This window comes from uncultured Clostridium sp., assembly GCF_963527835.1.
Classification (GTDB): domain Bacteria; phylum Bacillota; class Clostridia; order Clostridiales; family Clostridiaceae; genus Clostridium.
Map to the genome: position 1 here is coordinate 13,395 of NZ_CAURTC010000029.1, position 18,751 is coordinate 32,145.

The window sequence follows — 18,751 nt, forward strand, 5'->3', positions numbered from 1 at the left end:
TTGAAGTACAGGAGGAATTTTAAAATGATTATTATTATGAAACCAAAAGCAAGTGAAGAAGAAATAGGAAAGGTTAAGTCTTTTGTTGAAAGTAAGGGATTAGAAACTCATATTTCTAGAGGAAATACTTATTATATTGTTGGTATTGTAGGAGATACAGCAATAATAGATCCTAAAAAATTACAAGTACTTAAGGGTGTAGACAGAGTAATGAAGGTACAAGAACCTTTTAAAAAGGCAAATAGAATTTTTAAACCAAATGACACAATAGTAAATATAGAGGGTTCAATAATTGGAGGGGGAAAGCTTGGTATAATGGCTGGACCATGTTCTGTTGAATCTGAAGAGCAAATAATTGAAGTAGCAAAAAGAGTTAAGGCAGCAGGTGCTAATTTTTTAAGAGGTGGTGCATTTAAGCCAAGAACTTCACCTTATAGTTTCCAAGGATTAGAGCTTGAAGGATTAAAACTTTTAAAAACAGCAAAACAAGAAACAGGTCTTCCAATTGTAACAGAGCTTATGTCAACTGATTATATTGACACATTTGTAGAAGAAGTTGATGTAATTCAAATTGGAGCTAGAAATATGCAAAACTTTGATTTGTTAAAACAAATTGGTAGAACTAATAAACCTATTTTATTAAAAAGAGGTTTATCAGCTACAATTGAGGAATGGTTAATGTCAGCAGAATATATAATGGCAGGTGGAAATGAGAATGTAATACTTTGTGAAAGGGGTATTAGAACATTTGAGACAATAACTAGAAATACGCTAGATTTACAAGCAATACCTGTTGTTAAGAGATTATCACATTTACCTATAATTATAGATCCAAGTCATGCAGGAGGATATGCATATTTAGTTGAGCCAATGGCAAAGGCAGCAATAATTGCAGGGGCTGATGGTTTAATGATAGAAGTTCATAATGATCCAGAAAATGCTTTGAGTGATGGTCAACAATCACTTACTCCAAATCAATTTGATGGACTTATGGGTAAAGTTAAAGCAATAGCAGAAATAGAAGGAAAAGAAATATAATTCTTGGAGGGCTATATATGAATGTAGTAATAGTAGGTCTTGGAGTAATAGGTGGATCTTTTGCTATGGCATTAAAAGATGCTGGTTATAAAGATGTTTATGGAATAGATAATAATGAAGATACATTATTAAAAGCTGAAAAACTAAACTTAATAAGAAGAGGATATACTGATGGAAATGAAATTTTAAAAGATGCGGATTTAATTATAATATCAATATATCCTAAGCTTGTTAAAGATTTTATTAAAAATAATATAGATAATTTTAAATATGGGGCAGTAATAACTGATGCAACTGGAATAAAAAAAATGTTTATTAATGATATAGTGAATATATTACCTTCAAATATAGATTTTGTATTTGGACATCCAATGGCTGGAAGAGAAAAAAAAGGAATAGATTTTGCTAGTAATGATGTTTTTAAAGGTGCTAACTATATTTTGACTCCAACTTCAAAAAATAAAGAAGAGAATTTGAAGTTAGTAGAAAACTTAGCATATGAGATAGGTTTTAAAAGAGTTAAAAGAATAAGTCCAGAATTTCATGATGAAATGATAGGATTTACTAGTCAGTTACCTCATTCCCTAGCAGTAGCTTTAGTAAATAGTGATTTAGAGGGAAGAGATACTGGAAGTTTTATTGGTGATAGTTATAGAGATTTAACTAGAATTGCCAATATAAACGAAGATTTATGGAGTGAACTTTTTCTTGGAAACAAAGAAAATCTATTAAAATCTATAGAATCATTTGAATGTGAATTAGATAAAATAAAAGATGCAATAAAAGATGATGATAAAGAATCTCTAAAAAAATTATTTATAAAATCAACTAAGAGACGTGAAAAATTATAATTAAAGGCTGTGTTTTAGTAACATGTTTATATATGCATAAGTAAAGGTGGACTGAGTAATTGAATTTAGGAATGCTAAAATGAGTATAGTCCCATTTTAGCTTGTTCCCAATATAAAATTGGAGACAAGCAGTAAATATGACAATACTCATTAAGAATTCTCAAAATCCAATTACAATGCCACCTTACATATTGCATATATCAACATATAGTTAAAACATAGCCTTTAATTTCTTTTAAATAAAATACCTTTTAATAAAATTCTTTTCCTGAAATAAAGACTCTTTTTATGTTAATATTATCATCGAATAATATTAAATCAGCATCGTAACCTTCTTTAATTAGTCCTTTATGATTATCTACCTTACAATGTTTAGCTGGATTATACGAAGCCATTTTTACAATTTCATTTAATGGTAAATCTGAATTATTGTAGATATTATTAACAACTTTATCAAGAGTTAAAACAGAACCAGCCAGAGAGCCAGACTTAATTCTTGCTGCACCATTTTTAACAATAACGTCTTGTCCACCTAATTTGTATTTCCCATCAGGCATGCAACATGCCATCATGGCATCAGTTATTAACAAAACATTATCTGTACCTTTTTGTTTATAAGCAATTCTCAATGCAGGATACGATATATGAATTCCATCTGAAATAGTTTCAGTTGTTATATTACTATCAAATATAGCACCTACAATTCCAGGATTTCTATGATTAAAAGGTGGCATTGCATTATAAAGGTGAGTTGAATGACTAGCACCACATTTAATTGCATCTATTGTTTCTTCATAAGTAGCTTTAGTATGCCCTAATGAACATACAATTCCATTGCCAGAAAGATATTTAATTAAATCATTAGAACCAGAAAGTTCTGGTGCTAATGTAAGTGAGATAACAGAGTCTTCACAGTCTTTAACCATAGATTCATAAGTGGATATTGATGGTGGCAAAATGTAATCAGAATTTTGAGCACCAATTGCATTTGGATTTATGAAAGGCCCTTCTAAATGAGCTCCTAAAACATGAGCACCTTCTGAACCTTTTTCTTTTAATATTTTAATAACTCTCATAGACTTATTAATATCACTAATTGAAACAGTCATAGTAGTAGGCACAAAAGAGGTAGTACCATGCTTAGCTATTGTTTTTGCAATAGTATTAATAGATTTTGTTGTACCGTCCATAGTGTCGCATCCACCAGCACCATGTATGTGAACATCTATAAATCCAGGTGAAAGGTATAACCCTTTCGCATCTATAATCTGATTAATGTCATTATTAGTAAAATTAGAGGGATTGATTTTTTTTATCTTACCATCTTGAATAATAACAGATCCTTTTTCTATTTTATCTAAATAAATAATGTTGCAATTTGTAATTAACATTTTTAAAACCTCCTAAATACTTAAAGATATTATTGAAAAAAATCTAATATGTATGTAATAAGAATTTAAAAAAGATAAAAATTCATTTAAATATTTCTCTATTTCACATAAATTGTAAGAGTGGTCATAATTCTTTAAAAATAAAATATAATTAATTTAAAAGGAGGAACATTTTTATGCAATATTTTAATTTTATTTTATTAGGAATAGTTTTATCATTCTCAACAGTATATGTATATAATATATTTGCTTTAAAAAGTGCTGGAAAGGAAAACTTAAAGGTCTCTTTATTATTAATGTTATTTAGTGCTCCTATAGCTATATGCATACTTATAGTTATGAGTTTATTCTTAAAATTGGCAAACTGGACATTACCAGTTGAAATTTCTAACTATAAAATATTTATTGTATCTTTTGCAAGTGTGTTTGTAATTTTTATTGGGGAATTTGTTATAAAGACATTTTTATCTGGTACAATAAGTAGCCATTTTACTAGAAAATATAAAAATGAAAATTTATCAGAAAAACAAATGCTTAACATAATTAGAGAGAAACATAGAATTATAGAGATAATAAAATTTATTTTAATGTTTTTAATAAGCTGCGTAATATATGGAGCATTATTAAGTATTTTAAATGTTATAGGCATTATATTTATAGTTATAGCTTCATCTTTAATTACGAGTATATTATATTTTTTTATGTTTAAAAGTAAGTAAAAAAATTTAAAACATAAGTTTATTTTAATTAAATAATATAATTAAACATGTTGACACAAAGTTTGTAAGGGTTTAATATTTAAGTATGGTAATTACCAATTATTAGAAAATTAGCTGGTATTTATAGGAGGGGTGAGAAATGCCAAACATATTAATGACTAGAATTGACAATAGACTAGTACATGGACAAGTAGGCGTTACTTGGGTAAATCACCTAGGAGCAAATTTACTTGTAGTAGCAAATGATGAGGTGGCCAAAGATCCTGTTCAACAAAATTTAATGGAGATGGTCATTCCAGATACTATAGGGATAAGGTTTTTCTCAATACAAAAGACTGTAAATATAATAAACAAAGCAGCACCAAGACAATTAATTTTCTTGGTATGCAGAACTCCACAAGATGCAGTAAGGTTAGTTGAGGGAGGAGTTCCTATAAAAAAGATAAATATAGGTAATTTACATTTCAGTGAAGGAAAGAAACAAATTTCTTCTACTGTTTTTATAGACGAAAGTGATAAACAAGCTTTTAGAAGACTCAAAGAATTAGGAGTTCAACTAGAAATAAGAAGAGTACCTGATGAAGCAATAGATGAAGATATTTATAAACACATATAAATCCATAAAATTAAAAATATTTTTATTATCAAAAAATATATTAATGAAGGAGGAATATTATGTTTGTTAAAGCTTTATTAATTGCTATTTGGGCAGGTATTGCAGGTATAGATTTATATGATGGATTACTTCATATACACAGGCCGATAGTAACAGGACTTGTAGTTGGTTTAATTTTAGGAGATGTAAAAACAGGGCTTATAGTTGGAGCTGCATTAGAACTTGTATTTATGGGTATGGTTCCACTTGCAGGAGCACAGCCTCCTAATGTAGTTATTGGAGGTATTATTGGAACAAGCATAGCTATTTTAGGTAAATTAGAACCACAAGCAGCTGTAGGTGTAGCAATACCATTTGCTGTAGCTGTACAAGCTGCTATAACATTTATTTTTACAGCATTTTCATTCTTTATGCATAAGGCAGATACTTATGCAGAAAGTGCAGATACAAAAGGAATTGACAGAATTAATTACATGGGAATGCTTTTCCTATTTATATTCTATTTTGTTATTGCATTTTTACCAATATTCTTTGGTGCAGACAAGGCAGCAGCAATTGTAAGTGCAGTACCAGAATGGATTATTAATGGATTAAAGGTTGCAGGTGGAGTAATGCCAGCAATCGGATTTGCAATGTTATTAAAAATTATGTTAAAGAAAGAATATATGGCATTTCTTATTATTGGTTTCTTATTTGTAACATACGGTCATATTTCAATTTTAGGATTAGCTTTAGTTGGATTAAGTATAGCATTATATGACTATTATTCAGCTAGTAATAAGCAAGTAGTAAAAGTTGCAGAGGAGGAATATGAAGATGGAATCTAATGTAGCATATAAAGAACCTACCCCTAAAAAGGTAATTACCAATAAAGATTTAAATCATATGGTTTGGCGTTCACTTTTTTTACAAGCATCATTTAACTATGAAAGAATGCAAGGCTGTGGATGGCTTTATGGATTAATACCAGGATTAAAGAAAATTCATACCAATAAAGAAGACCTTTCTCAAGCAATGAAAGATCATATGGAATTTTTCAATACTCATCCATTCTTAGTAACTTTCATTATGGGATTAGTACTAGCAATGGAAGAAAATAAAGAAGATAGAAGCACAATAAGAGCAATAAAGGTTGCAACAATGGGACCTTTAGGTGGTATTGGAGATGCATTATTTTGGTTGACAGCATTACCAATTTGTGTTGGTATAGGTGCTTCAATGGCTATGGAAGGAAATGTAGCCGGACCAATAGTTTTCCTAGTAATGTTTAATGCACTACATTTCTTCTTAAGATTTTTCTTAATGAAATATGGATATAAAACAGGTGTTAAGGCACTATCTTCATTAAAAGAACAAACAAAGAAAATATCTCATGCAGCTTCAATATTAGGTTTAACAGTTGTTGGTGGATTAATAGCATCAATGGTTAATTTAAAGACAACAATGGTAATTCCATTAGGTTCAGTTACTGGTGGTTCATCAATAAAATTACAAGAAGGCGTTTTAGATCAAGTAATGCCTAATATGTTAGCTTTAGGATATACATTTTTAATGTATAAGTTATTGAAGAAAGGATATTCACCAATTAAATTAATAACAGTTACAATTTGTTTAGGTTTAATTGCAAAATTTATAGAACACATTACAAAGTTCCCAATATTATAATAGATAAGTTTTAATAGATAAATTTCTGAATTTTGGATGGAGTATTAGCTCCATCTGAAATTTAGAAGTTCTTAATTTACTGCATAAACAACAATAGAACTTTCAATTCTTATATTTCAACTGAAAACTATGATATAGACATGTTATTCTCTAAAGAAATATTATATACAATTTTTAAAATATACTTAATAAATTCATATAATTAATAAGAATATGTTATAATTAGAAAAAATTAGCTTTAACTAGAAAGAGGTATATTTAAATGAATAAGATTGATAAAAGTTCTAAAATTCCATTATATGCACAATTAATGGATATTCTTATTAATCAAATAGAAAATTATATGGAAGAAAATGATCAATTAGATTCAGAAAGAGAAATTTGTGAGAAATATGGTGTTAGTAGAACAACTGTAAGACAGGCATTAGATGAATTAGAAAAGCAAAAATATATATATAAAGTTCATGGAAAAGGAAATTTTATATCATCAAGAAGAGTGGAACAGGATTTAATAAAAGTTTATTCATTTACTGATGAAATGAGAAAACTTGGGAAAAAACCAATTTCAAGATTGCTAAACTTTGAAATTGCAGAACCTGATAGTAAAATATTAAGAAAATTAAAGCTAAAAGAAAATGAGCTTGTATATAAAATAACAAGAATAAGAATAGCTGACGATATTCCAATGATATATGAGGTTACTTATTTACCATATGATAAGTTTAATGGTATGACTAAAAAAGATTTAGAAGAAAATCCTATGTATGAAATTTTTAAGAATGATTTTAAAGTTCATATAACATCAGCTGAAGAAGTGCTTGAAAGTGTTTCAATAAATAAATTAGAAAGCATTTATTTAGATGTATCACAAGGAGAACCAGGATTAAAAATTGAGAGAACAACATATGAAAATAAGCAAGTTATTGAATATACAGTAAGTATAGCAAGAGGAGATAAATTTAAATATAGAGTATGTTTGAAAAATTAGTAAAAATTTATACACACTGGTAATTACAATATAGCCAGTAAGGGAGGGTATTATGATTTTTGGAAAAACTATTGAAGAGTTAGAAAAATTAAAAGCAATAAACACATTAAAAGAAATAATGCAACAACCTGATTTATGGAAAGAAACATATAATATAATTTATAATAAAAGAGATGAAATTAAATCATTTTTAAAGAAAAATATATCAAAGAGTACAAGAATAATATTAACAGGTGCTGGGACTTCAGATTATGTAGGGCAAACAGCTTTATTGGAGATTAGAAGCAAAGTAGATGCACGAGTTGAAGCTATTGCTACTACTGATTTAGTATCAAATCCTAAGGAATATATAGAAAAAGATACTAATACTATTTTAGTATCTTTTGCAAGATCAGGAAATTCACCAGAAAGTGTTGGTGCATATGATTTATTTGAAAAAAATATTATTAACATATCACAAGTGGTAATTACCTGTAATGAGGGCGGAGAATTAGCTAAGAAGGCTAATAAAAATAACAATAATTTAGTATTGCTTATGCCAGCAGAATCAAATGATAAAGGATTTGCTATGACAAGTTCTTTTAGTTGTATGTTGTTAGCAACAATATCAATGTTTGATATAGATAATATAGAAAATAATAAAACTTTTGTAGATTTAGTGTCAGAGCAAGGAGAAGACATTCTAGAAAATAACTGGAATGATGTTTGTGATTTAGTTAATTATGAATGTAACAGAGTTGTTTATTTAGGATCAGGAATACTAAAAGCTTTGTCTCAAGAAATGGCATTAAAAAGTTTAGAACTCACAAGTGGAAAGATAGTAACAATATTTGAATCTGTTATGGGATTTAGACATGGTCCTAAGTCAATAATTAATGATAATACTTTAATTATTATTATGAATTCTACAGATAAATATACTAATCTTTATGATTTAGATTTAATAAATGAGATATATAATGATTCGGGAAATCATAAACTTGCAGTAATAAGCTATGAAAATAATGAAAAATTAAAAGATATATGTGATAAATGCATTGAAATAAATGGAGCAAGTGTACCAGAAATTTATACAGTATTTAATTATATTTTATTTGGACAAATGTTTGGGTTATTTAACTCAATAAAACTAAAAATATCTCCAGACAATCCAAGACCAGATGGGACTGTTAATAGGGTTGTTAAAGGGGTACACATTCATAAACAAAACTTTTAGTTTTTAAGATTTTAATTTATATAATTTTTGCATATATCTTAAGTGAATGTTGATATTATAGATGAAGCTCATGGACAGAGGAATTTACTTTAAGAATTGTAGAACGAACATTAGTCCAATTAATGCATGTTCCCAATCAAAGATTGCTGACAAGCAATTAATTTGACAAATCTTCATTAACAATTCTAAAAAGCAAATTCCAATGCCAGTTCGCTCTATACTACATATCAACATTGTTTTAAAACATAGACTGATTTTAAATATATGAATTAGACAAATATGGTAATAAGGAGGATAGCAATGATAGGATTGATTATTGTTGGACATGGATTTTTTCCAGAAGGAATACTTAGTTCGGTGAAAGTAATTGCTGGAGAACAAAAAGAAGTTATAGGCGTGAATTTTGAATGTGGACAAGGATCGGATATTTTAAAGGGAAATATTGAAAATGCAATTGATAATCTTAATACAGATGAAGTATTAATTTTAGCAGACTTAGCAGGGGGTTCTCCTTTTAATGTATCTGTTATTATTAGTGAAAAAAGAAAAGATAAGAATATTAAAGTTATATCTGGTATGAATTTACCGATGGCATTGGAGGCATCTTTATCAAGAAGTAATTATACTATGGAAGAATTAGTTGAATCGGTGAAAAATGCTGCCACTATAGGAATTAAAGAGTATAAGAGAAATAAAATTAAAGAAACAGTTGAAAATGATGATGAAATATAATTGCTAAAAAGTTGAATTAAGATTATATGAGAGGAGATAGGTTTATGCATAAAATACTTTCAACAAAGCAAATGTTATTAAAAGCTCAAAAGGAAGGTTATGCAGTGCCAGCTTTTAATATACACAACTTAGAGACATTACAAGTAGTTGTTGATACAGCAATGAAGATGAGATCACCTGTAATTATAGCAGGAACACCATCAACCATAGAGTATGCAGGGGCAGCTTATATAGAGGCGATGGCAGAAGTAGCAGCTAGAAAATACGATATACCGATAGCTATTCATCTGGATCATTTTGAGGATATAGATGAAATAAAAAAGAATATTGATATTGGATTTAGATCATGTATGATAGATGCATCTAAAGAAGAATTTGAAGTTAATATTACAAAGGTAAAAGAAGTCGTGGAATATGCACATGAATATGATGCAACTGTTGAAGCAGAGCTTGGAAAACTCGGTGGAAAAGAAGATGACTTAATAGTATCTGAAAAAGATTCAATGTATACAAATCCAGATGATGCAGCAGAATTTATTAAAAGAACAGGGGTAGATTCTTTAGCTGTAGCAATAGGAACAGCACATGGATTATATAAAGGAAAAGCGAAATTAGATTTTGAAAGATTAAAAGAGATAAGAAGTAAAGTTGATGTGCCTTTAGTATTGCATGGTGCATCAGATGTTCCAGATGAGTTAGTTAAAAAGGCAATTTCACTTGGAATATGTAAGGTAAATATAGCTACAGATTTGAAAATACCATTTTCAGATGCAGTAAAGGATTATTTTAAAAATAATCCTAATGCAAATGATCCAAGAAAGTATATGACTCCAGGAAAAGAAGCTATGGCAAAAATAGTAGAAAATAAAATAAAAGTTTGTGGAAGTGCCAATAGATATTGAGGTGGATACTATGTTTTAAGTGAAATGTTGATATATACATAAACAAAGATGGACAGAGTAATTTAACTTAGGAATACTAAAATGAGTATAGTCCCATTTCAGCTTGTTCCAAATATAAAATTAGGACAAGCAACAAATGTGACAATACTCATTAAGAATTCTCAAAGTCAAATTACAATGCCACTTTGCCTATTGTATATATCAACTTATATTTAAAATATAGAGCAATAAATAAATTTTATTTAAAAAGGAGCAAAATAATATGATATTAGTTATTAATCTTAATGCTTCTGTAGATAAAAGATATGAGATATCGGATATACAAAAGGGAGAGGTAATGAGGGCAAGGCATGTAGAGAATACTCCAGGTGGGAAAGGTCTCCATGTTGCGAATGTAGCTACTATTTTAAAGGAAGAATGTGCAGTTACAGGCTTTATTGGTGGAAAGAGTGGAGAATTTATTGAAGAAAAACTTAAGGATTATGGGATAAAGAATGATTTTGTAAAGATAAGTGGAGAGACAAGAGAATGTTTAGCATTTATCACAGATGATTTTGTTCAAACAGAAATACTGGAACCAGGTCCAGAGGTGACTGAAGAAGAACAAAAATGTTTTTTAAATAAATATAATAAATTGCTTGAAGAAGCTAATATAGTTGTAGCATCAGGTAGTATTCCAAGGAATGTACCTAAAAATTTTTATAGAAAATTAATAGAAGATGCTAATCAAAAAGGCAAGAAATTTTTATTAGATGCTAGTGAAGAGGCTTTAAAGGAAGGTATAGAAGGTAAACCTTATTTTATTAAACCTAATAAAGATGAGGTAGAAGCTTTAACTGGTAGAAAGATTTTATCTGCACAAGATGCTATAAATGAAATAAAACTTTTGAGTGAAAAAGGAATAAAGTTTATTACAATTTCATTGGGGTCAGAAGGATCAATTGTTGGATTTGAAGATAAAATTTATAAGATAAATATTCCAAAAGTAAAAGTTGTAAATCCTGTAGGTTCAGGTGATGCTTATGTTGGAGGTATAGCTGTAGCAATTGAAAGAGGATATGATGTTATAAATACTTTAAGATTAGCATCAGCTTGTGGAACTGCAAACGCAATGGAAAAAGAAACAGGTTTTATAAATAAGGATGTAGTAGAGAAATTATTTAATAAAATTATTGTTAAAGAATTATAGTGTAATACTAAATTATTGATTTACTACGCCAAATAAGGTTGTCTTTATAGACAACCTTATTTTATTAAATCTGTTAATAATTCTAATGAATAATAATTTACATTATTCATTGATTATTATTTTAAATTAAATTTTATATTTTTAAATATAGAATTTTTATTATATTATAGTTAGTATATAATATAATTTATAATGATTAGAAATACTAATACTAATATATTTACTAGGAGGGCAATATGTATCCAATTAAATTTAAAAATTTATACTATGATAGAATATGGGGCGGAGATGCCTTGAAAAAATTTAGAAATAATATTCCAGAAGGAGTAATAGGGGAGAGCTGGGATGTTGCATGTCATCAAAATGGGATTAGTGAAGTAGAAAATGGAAATTTAAAAGGCAAGAAGTTTGATGAGATAATTAATGAATATAAGGAAAAACTTATTGGGGAAAAAATTGATATAGAAAAATTTCCATTATTAATTAAATTAATTACATCTGGAGATAAACTATCAGTTCAAGTTCATCCTAATGATGAATATGCAAGTAGAGTGGAAAATGAATTCGGAAAAACTGAAGCATGGTATGTTATCGATGCAGAAGAAAATGCAAGTCTAATAGTTGGTACCAAAGATTGCGATAAAGAGATTTTTAAAAAAGCAATTGAAGATGGAAATTTAGATAAGTATTTAAATAAAATACCTGTTAAAAAAGGAGACTTTTTCTATGTACAAAGTGGATTAGTGCATGCTATATGTGAAGGTGTCTTAATAGCAGAAATTCAACAAAGTAGTGATATTACATATAGAGTTTATGATTATAATAGAGGCAGAGAAATACATATAGAAAAAGCTTTAGATGTTATTAATTTTTCTTTAGAAGGAAAAAATTCAAAAGGAATTTTAATAGAAAAAGAAAATTATAAAAAAACTTATCTTTGCTTAAGCGATTATTTCACAATTCAAAAATATGAAATAAATAATTATGTTAAAGAAGAAAGTGATATAAATAGATTTTATTTATTTACATGCGTAGATGGCTGTGGAACTATAAAATATAAAAATGGTGAAGAAAAGATAGCTATGGGAGATAGTATATTCATACCTGCAACTATGGGAGAATATGAATTAATAGGAAACTTCACATTATTAAAGAGTTATGTACCAGATGTAAAAAAAGAAGAGAATGAAATTTTAAATGTAGTAAAAAGATAAGGCTGTGTTTTAGTAAGGTTTTGATATATATTTAAAACAGAGCCAAAAATAAGTCCAAGATGATGATATTTAACATCTTGGACTTATTTTTTAAATTCCTTTAGGAGAATTTGGTGTGAAGCCTCTTTCTGCTAAAATATCGTAAATTGTTTGTGATGTAGTATCTTCTAGAGTGTAACCTAGTAATTTAACTACTTTATATAAATTTTCTTCAGAAGTTGTTTCTATTTCTAAATATGGAAAAGGACAAAATTTCTTTTCATTTATATCTATTTCAACTAATGAATCAAATATTTTATAGCTTTCTCTATATTTTTTATTAGATTCTTTTAATTTTAATCCTAAAGATTTAAAAATACCTTCAGCCATTTTTTTATCATTAACGATAACTTCATTTTCTTCCATAACTTTAAAGCGTTCTTGTGAAAGCATTTTTTTTGTTGTCATATAATAAACTACTTTATTATTTATGTTATCAGTTACTGTTCTTATGCGAGCATATCCTTTATTGCGTAAAAGCTTTCCATCCTCAAAGTCATAAATATCATTAATTTGATCTTCTTTTTTTATATTTTCTGCACCATTTTCTATAAGAATTTTTCTGATATTTTCTATATCTATATCCATAATTCTAGTTTCAATTTCTTGCATATATACTCCTCCTATATTAAAATTTTAATGCAAATTAAAATTTATGTTTTAAAAACCTAGTTTTATAATTTAATGTTATAATATAATTCTGAGGAATGCTAGTATCATAGGAATTATTTTGATATTTATGCGAATAATTAATTATATAGGGAGTAGATAATTATGGAATATATAAATGAAATTAATATAAATGAAGCTGTAATACATATATTAGATAGAAATGCGTCAGAACCTGTTCTAAATGAGTTTACATTGGAATTAAATGATGAGATATATAAATACTTATATAAGCATTTGGAAAAATGTTTTAAGGATGAAGAGTTAAAATCAGGTGTATTTATTCAAGGAACTAATAGTGTTAGAGAATCTGTACAAGATTATTTAAATGGAATAGATGATGACTTTATTAGTTTATCAAAAAAATTGGCAAGACAGCTATTTGTAATTATGCAAATGGATGAAAATATAGAATCATGTGATTTGATAATAGTATCAATAACTACAGATAAAGGCCCTATGATAGGTGTTCTTAAATTGGATTACATAAAGAATTTCACCCATGAAATTCAGTTTATAGATGAAAAAATAGGAATAGGAATAGTGCCTCAAAGTGCTGGACTTCCAGGTGGAGGTCAAAAAATACAAAAAGCGGCCTTCATAAAACCTTTTAGAGATGATGATAGATTCAACTTAATGATATTAGACAAACAAAGAAAAAGTAAGGAAGATAATGAACTTGGAATAAATTATTTTGTTAATGATTTTTTATATGCTAAAGTTATCACTAATGAAAGAGATATGACAAAGACATTTTTAAAAGCTACAGAAGACTGGACTAGAAAAAATATATCCAATGATGCATCAAAAGCAGAGGAAATTAGAACAACAGTTAAAAGTAAATTAAAAGAAGAAGATAGTATTAATATAGATGAATTATCAAAAGAACTTTTTAAGGAGAACTCAGAAGAAAAAGTGAATTTTTCTAGTTTTGTTAAAGGAAAGGGCTTAGATGAAGAAGTAGTAGTAGATAAGACTTGGGTAGAAAAAAAATTAAAAAGAGTTAGATTAAATATAGATAAACAAATTGATATATATTTAAATGAAGAAGTATATCATGATGATAGCAAATTTGAAATCCAAAGAAATGGTGATGGAACAATAAATTTAGTTGTAAAAAATGTTATGAATTATATAGAAAAGTAATATTAGTTTTATATATAATAGGAAATTGGATATGGAGCTGCAGAACTTTTTGAACTTAGAATATTAATAAAATATAAGGGTATAGGTTATTTTAGATAAAAATTAAAAGTAGAAAGTAGATAGTTAGAATTTATTTTTAATTATCCACTTTTTATTTTTTAAAATAATATAAATATTTTATTATTACACAATATACTAAAATAAATATTTATTATGTAGAATTTTTTTTGTCTCTTTTTTATCTTTATACATTAATTTATCAGCTCTTGTTATTAAATCGGTTATTTTATTATCTTCATTAATTTTAAAATTATCATGTCCTAAAGCTACACTTATTTTTAAAGTGGAATTTAAATTGAATTTATTAATAGAATTATATAAATCAGTAATTTTACTTTCCAAGGAACTTTGAGAAATATTCTTTACAATAACAATAAATTCATCTCCACCTATACGATATGAATTACCAATACTATTAAAAGTATCTTTTAAAATTTTAGCAAATGAAGTTATAACTGTATCTCCACTAGCGTGACCTAAGTTATCATTTACAAACTTTAAATTATTTAAATCCATTGATACACACCAAATTGAAGAAAAATCCTTTATATTATTGTCTATAAAAGTAATCTTTTTTTCAAAAGCAGCTCTATTTTCAAGTGTTGTAATTGTGTCTGTAAAAGCCATTTTTTCATAAATATTAGATTTAATAGATAACTTATAATAATAAAAGTACTTGTTGATAACATACCATAATTGTATTACTATGAATACTAACACGCCTGCTTGGAATAATATACCGTAATAATGAGGTATATAAAGATAAAATAATATTATATCTATTGATGTACCTATTATCATAGGGACTATTGAAATAGTAAAACATTTACTACTAAAAGATCTATCATGCCAAGATAAAATCATAATATAAAGTGATAATATTCCACTTAGCATTATTAATATATGAGAAATAATTAGCATACTTCTTAAATCTAATATACCAAATAAAGTTAGCGATGATTGTACGATGAAGTTAATAATCATAGAATAAGTAGTTATTAATAATGGTTTTGTGTATTTTATATTTGTAGTTTCTATCATTATCATGACTATTGGAATTCCAACTAACATTAAAGACATAAATATTAGATTATTAAGCAAATAAGTATTTGGAATTAATATCTGTATAATGTTTGTTTCTGAAATTGCATATATAGAAGATAGCAGTGAAAATATTCCTATATATAGTAAGTGAAATATATTTTTATGACTTTTATAAAATGCAATTGCCGCTATAACGAATATTGATAAAGTAAAAGTTATAAGCAAAAAAATAATCACATAATTCAGTACTTGAGAAGAAATTAAAGCATGAATTATAGAAGTTTTATTACCTATTATTGGAGCTTTAATATCGTAAGGTAATGAAAAATTTGATTTCATTTCAACCACAAATTTAAGTTCTTTACCTTTAAGATTAGGGGTTAAAGGTATCATATATAATGTATTTTTGCCTTTATTTGATAATCTTTCATAATCTTCAAAATTAGATATATAAATTAAATCATTATCTAAATATACATTTAAATTAGAAAAGCCTATAGGCAGGCATAGAGTATCAAAATTTTCATCTAAATCTTGAGTTAATACTTTAGAAAAAGAATAAGTAGTACTGTGATGATATTTAAGGTTCATAGGAAATTTAACAATATTTTTAGTATTATTAAGCGAGTCTTCTAAAGTCCAATTATCTGATAAAGTTATTGAATTATCATCAATACATTTATTTTTATAATCTGTTTCAAAACGTAATGATGATGCAATTGATAAAAAAAATATAATTAAACAAAAAATAATTATATTCAAAGTTACTTTTTTGTTTAGAATATTCCTATTAATGAATTTTTTCATTTAATCACCACCTAACACCACATTAATTTAATTAATATAAACTTATGTGGTTCATTATAAAGTATATAAATTTAGTATGAATTTTTTAACATATTATTAGTGTGTTATGCTTTGCTTAGATTCTCATATGAATTATTTATATAGCAAATTATATCATATTTAGTAATATACATGTATACACAAATGTACATAATAATCTGATTAAATTGTAAAATTATATATATTAGAAAAATAAAAAAGGATAGTTAGCTTATAATAGCGAACTATCCTTTTTAGTAAAAATAATTTTAATAATTATTTCATAAATTTAACAAGTACAGCTTTTTGTGCATGTAATCTATTTTCAGATTCATCAAATATTTCTGCTGAATGTTCTTCTAAAACTTTTGCTGTAATTTCCTCTTCTCTATGAGCAGGCAAACAATGTAGAACAATTGCATTATTCTTAGCGAAACTCATTAATTTATCATTAATTTGAAATCCATCAAATGCCTTTATCCTTAAAGTTTGTTCATCTTCTTGTCCCATACTTGCCCAAACATCTGTAATTATTACATCAGCATCTTTTGCAGCTTCAAAAGGAGAAGTAGTAATATTTAAATTAACACGTTCTTTTTTTGCCATGTCTTTAGCTCTAGATAAGTAATTATCATTTACTGTATAATCTTTTGGTGAAGCAATTGAAAAATTCATTCCAACTTTTAAACAGCCAATCATTAATGAATTAGCCATATTATTTCCATCACCAATAAATGCAACATTTAAACCTTCAAGAATATTTTTATATTCTCTAATTGTCATTAAATCAGCTAATACTTGGCATGGGTGTTCATCATCAGTTAAGCCGTTTATTATAGGAATTGAGGAATATTTAGCTAAAGTTTCAATGCCATCTTGAGAAAAAGTTCTGATCATTATTCCGTTTAGAAATCTTGATAAAACTCTTGCAGTATCTTCAATAGGTTCTCCACGTCCTATTTGTAAATCTCTATTACTTAAAAATAATGCATTTCCTCCTAGTTGATACATACCAACCTCAAAAGAAACTCTAGTTCTAGTTGAAGATTTTTCAAATATCATACCTAAGCTTTTCCCTTTTAAATGTTTATGTTCTATTCCGTGCTTTTGTTCGTATTTTAATTGATCTGCTAAATTTAAAATTTCTAAAATGTCATCTTTAGATAAGTCATCCATTTTTAATAAATCTTTTTTCATAATACAGCCCCCTAATTATTTTAGATTTGAAATTACTTCTAGTAGAATGTCTAATCCTTCTTTTAATTCACTTTTAGAAATTGTTAAAGGTGGTAGTAATCTAATTACATCTTTTCCAGCAGTTAATACAAGGAGTCCTTTTTTTAGAGCTTCCTTTTGAATTAAAGAAGGGGAGATATCTGTTTGAATTCCAATCATTAACCCAATACCCCTAATTGATAAAATATGAGGATTATTAGATTTTTTTAATATATCTTTAACAAGTTCTCCTTTTTTATATATTTCATTAAATGAATTTTCATTACAAAGTTTATCTAACACAACTAATGCGCCAGAGCATACAACTGGATTTCCACCAAAAGTTGAACCATGATCACCTGGAGTAAAGACATTATCAACTTTTTTAGAACAAAGAACAGCACCGATTGGTAATCCGCCACCTAGACCTTTAGCTACAGTAACTATATCTCCTTTAACATGAAAATTATTAAATCCAAACATTTTACCAGTTCTAGCAATTCCACATTGAACTTCATCAAATATAACTAAAATATCATTATCATTACATATTTTCACTATTTCTTGTACAAAACTTTTATTAAGTGGAAGAACACCGCCTTCACCTTGAATGGCTTCAAGCATTACAGCACAAACATCAGAAGTAAGTTTATCTTTAAAATCATTTATATCATTCGCTTTTACATAGCCAAAGCCTTCTGTAAAAGGGTAGAAATACTGATGAAATTTTTCTTGTCCAGTAGCTTTTAAAGTTGTTATAGTTCTTCCATGGAATGATTGAACTAACGAAAGAATTTTATTTCTGCTATTTCCATATTTATCATAGCTATACTTTCTAGCAAGTTTAATTGCTCCTTCATTAGCTTCAGCACCAGAATTTGCCAAGAATACTTTGCTCATATTAGATATTTTAGTTAATTTTTTTGCTAGTTTAACAGTAGTATTGTTACAAAATATATTTGAATTATGTTGAAGAGTTTTTAATTGATTACAAGTTGCGTTAACCCAATCTTCATCATTATATCCTAAACTGTTTACACCAATTCCACTTGTAAAATCTAAATATTTATTATTGTTTGTATCATAAAGATAAACACCATCCCCATAAGACATTACGGGTTCTAAAAAGTTATAAGAGTTTACCAAATAATTTCTTGCTTCATTAAAATCATAATTCATAATAATAGCCCCCTTAAAAATTAAGTTGAGAGTTGAAAGATGAGAGTGGAGAG

18 protein-coding genes are annotated in these 18,751 nt (G+C 27.2%); 13 read left to right on the top strand and 5 right to left on the bottom strand.

The annotated features are described in order from the left end of the window. Positions 1-24 precede the first annotated feature (24 nt). On the top strand, positions 25-1,038 hold the full coding sequence (gene aroF, locus RYM86_RS13315) for a 3-deoxy-7-phosphoheptulonate synthase (RefSeq protein WP_315081063.1): 1,014 nt from the start codon (positions 25-27) through the stop codon (positions 1,036-1,038). A gap of 17 nt (positions 1,039-1,055) precedes the next feature. Further along, entirely contained in the window at positions 1,056-1,889 is an 834-nt protein-coding gene (locus RYM86_RS13320) for a prephenate dehydrogenase (RefSeq protein ID WP_315081064.1), read from the top strand. 251 nt (positions 1,890-2,140) lie between these two features. Here the strand turns inward: RYM86_RS13320 and nagA are convergent, their stop codons facing one another. Further along, positions 2,141-3,280: an N-acetylglucosamine-6-phosphate deacetylase gene (gene nagA, locus RYM86_RS13325; protein WP_315081065.1), complete on the bottom strand. Its 1,140-nt coding sequence runs from the start codon at positions 3,278-3,280 to the stop codon at positions 2,141-2,143. 176 nt (positions 3,281-3,456) lie between these two features. On the opposite strand from nagA, the gene RYM86_RS13330 reads away from it, so the two are divergent. The 10 genes from RYM86_RS13330 to RYM86_RS13375 all read left to right on the top strand — a co-directional run bounded on the left by RYM86_RS13330 (position 3,457) and on the right by RYM86_RS13375 (position 12,521). Beyond that, on the top strand, positions 3,457-3,999 hold the full coding sequence (locus RYM86_RS13330) for a hypothetical protein (RefSeq protein ID WP_315081066.1): 543 nt from the start codon (positions 3,457-3,459) through the stop codon (positions 3,997-3,999). Between the two features lie 139 nt (positions 4,000-4,138). Beyond that, the gene (gene agaV, locus RYM86_RS13335; protein WP_035785076.1) at positions 4,139-4,615 is read left to right on the top strand and encodes a PTS N-acetylgalactosamine transporter subunit IIB; all 477 of its coding nucleotides are present in this window, start codon (positions 4,139-4,141) and stop codon (positions 4,613-4,615) included. Between the two features lie 59 nt (positions 4,616-4,674). Beyond that, a complete protein-coding gene (gene agaW / locus RYM86_RS13340; protein ID WP_315081068.1) occupies positions 4,675-5,442 on the top strand; it encodes a PTS N-acetylgalactosamine transporter subunit IIC in 768 nt (255 codons plus the stop codon). Beyond that, positions 5,432-6,280, top strand: a complete 849-nt coding sequence (locus RYM86_RS13345) for a PTS system mannose/fructose/sorbose family transporter subunit IID (protein ID WP_315081069.1) — start codon at positions 5,432-5,434, stop codon at positions 6,278-6,280. The genes agaW and RYM86_RS13345 overlap by 11 nt, the downstream gene beginning before the upstream one ends. A gap of 262 nt (positions 6,281-6,542) precedes the next feature. Beyond that, complete coding sequence (locus RYM86_RS13350) at positions 6,543-7,268, top strand: GntR family transcriptional regulator (protein WP_315081070.1); 726 nt, start codon at positions 6,543-6,545, stop codon at positions 7,266-7,268. A gap of 52 nt (positions 7,269-7,320) precedes the next feature. Continuing rightward, entirely contained in the window at positions 7,321-8,484 is a 1,164-nt protein-coding gene (locus RYM86_RS13355; RefSeq protein ID WP_315081071.1) for an SIS domain-containing protein, read from the top strand. Positions 8,485-8,784: 300 nt separating this feature from the next. Then, on the top strand, positions 8,785-9,216 hold the full coding sequence (locus RYM86_RS13360) for a PTS sugar transporter subunit IIA (RefSeq protein ID WP_315081072.1): 432 nt from the start codon (positions 8,785-8,787) through the stop codon (positions 9,214-9,216). Between the two features lie 44 nt (positions 9,217-9,260). Further along, positions 9,261-10,118 carry a tagatose bisphosphate family class II aldolase gene (locus RYM86_RS13365; protein ID WP_315081073.1) on the top strand — a complete coding sequence of 286 codons (858 nt, stop codon included), beginning with the start codon at positions 9,261-9,263 and terminating at the stop codon, positions 10,116-10,118. A gap of 262 nt (positions 10,119-10,380) precedes the next feature. Next, positions 10,381-11,307, top strand: coding sequence for a 1-phosphofructokinase family hexose kinase (locus RYM86_RS13370; RefSeq protein ID WP_315081075.1), 927 nt, complete (start codon positions 10,381-10,383; stop codon positions 11,305-11,307). Between the two features lie 236 nt (positions 11,308-11,543). Next, complete coding sequence (locus RYM86_RS13375; protein WP_315081077.1) at positions 11,544-12,521, top strand: type I phosphomannose isomerase catalytic subunit; 978 nt, start codon at positions 11,544-11,546, stop codon at positions 12,519-12,521. Between the two features lie 90 nt (positions 12,522-12,611). On the opposite strand, the gene RYM86_RS13380 is transcribed toward RYM86_RS13375, so the two are convergent. After that, positions 12,612-13,172, bottom strand: a complete 561-nt coding sequence (locus RYM86_RS13380; RefSeq protein ID WP_315081078.1) for a CYTH domain-containing protein — start codon at positions 13,170-13,172, stop codon at positions 12,612-12,614. A 162-nt stretch (positions 13,173-13,334) separates the two neighbouring features. Between RYM86_RS13380 and RYM86_RS13385 the strand changes: the two genes are divergently transcribed. Continuing rightward, on the top strand, positions 13,335-14,375 hold the full coding sequence (locus tag RYM86_RS13385; protein WP_315081079.1) for a nucleoid-associated protein: 1,041 nt from the start codon (positions 13,335-13,337) through the stop codon (positions 14,373-14,375). Between the two features lie 195 nt (positions 14,376-14,570). Here the strand turns inward: RYM86_RS13385 and RYM86_RS13390 are convergent, their stop codons facing one another. The 3 genes from RYM86_RS13390 to RYM86_RS13400 all read right to left on the bottom strand — a co-directional run bounded on the left by RYM86_RS13390 (position 14,571) and on the right by RYM86_RS13400 (position 18,698). Further along, positions 14,571-16,286 (bottom strand): diguanylate cyclase, encoded by a 1,716-nt coding sequence (locus tag RYM86_RS13390; RefSeq protein ID WP_315081080.1) that lies wholly within the window; start codon positions 16,284-16,286, stop codon positions 14,571-14,573. A gap of 294 nt (positions 16,287-16,580) precedes the next feature. Beyond that, a complete protein-coding gene (argF, locus tag RYM86_RS13395) occupies positions 16,581-17,501 on the bottom strand; it encodes an ornithine carbamoyltransferase (RefSeq protein ID WP_315081081.1) in 921 nt (306 codons plus the stop codon). Between the two features lie 15 nt (positions 17,502-17,516). After that, the gene (locus tag RYM86_RS13400) at positions 17,517-18,698 is read right to left on the bottom strand and encodes an aspartate aminotransferase family protein (RefSeq protein WP_315081082.1); all 1,182 of its coding nucleotides are present in this window, start codon (positions 18,696-18,698) and stop codon (positions 17,517-17,519) included. Positions 18,699-18,751 lie beyond the last annotated feature (53 nt).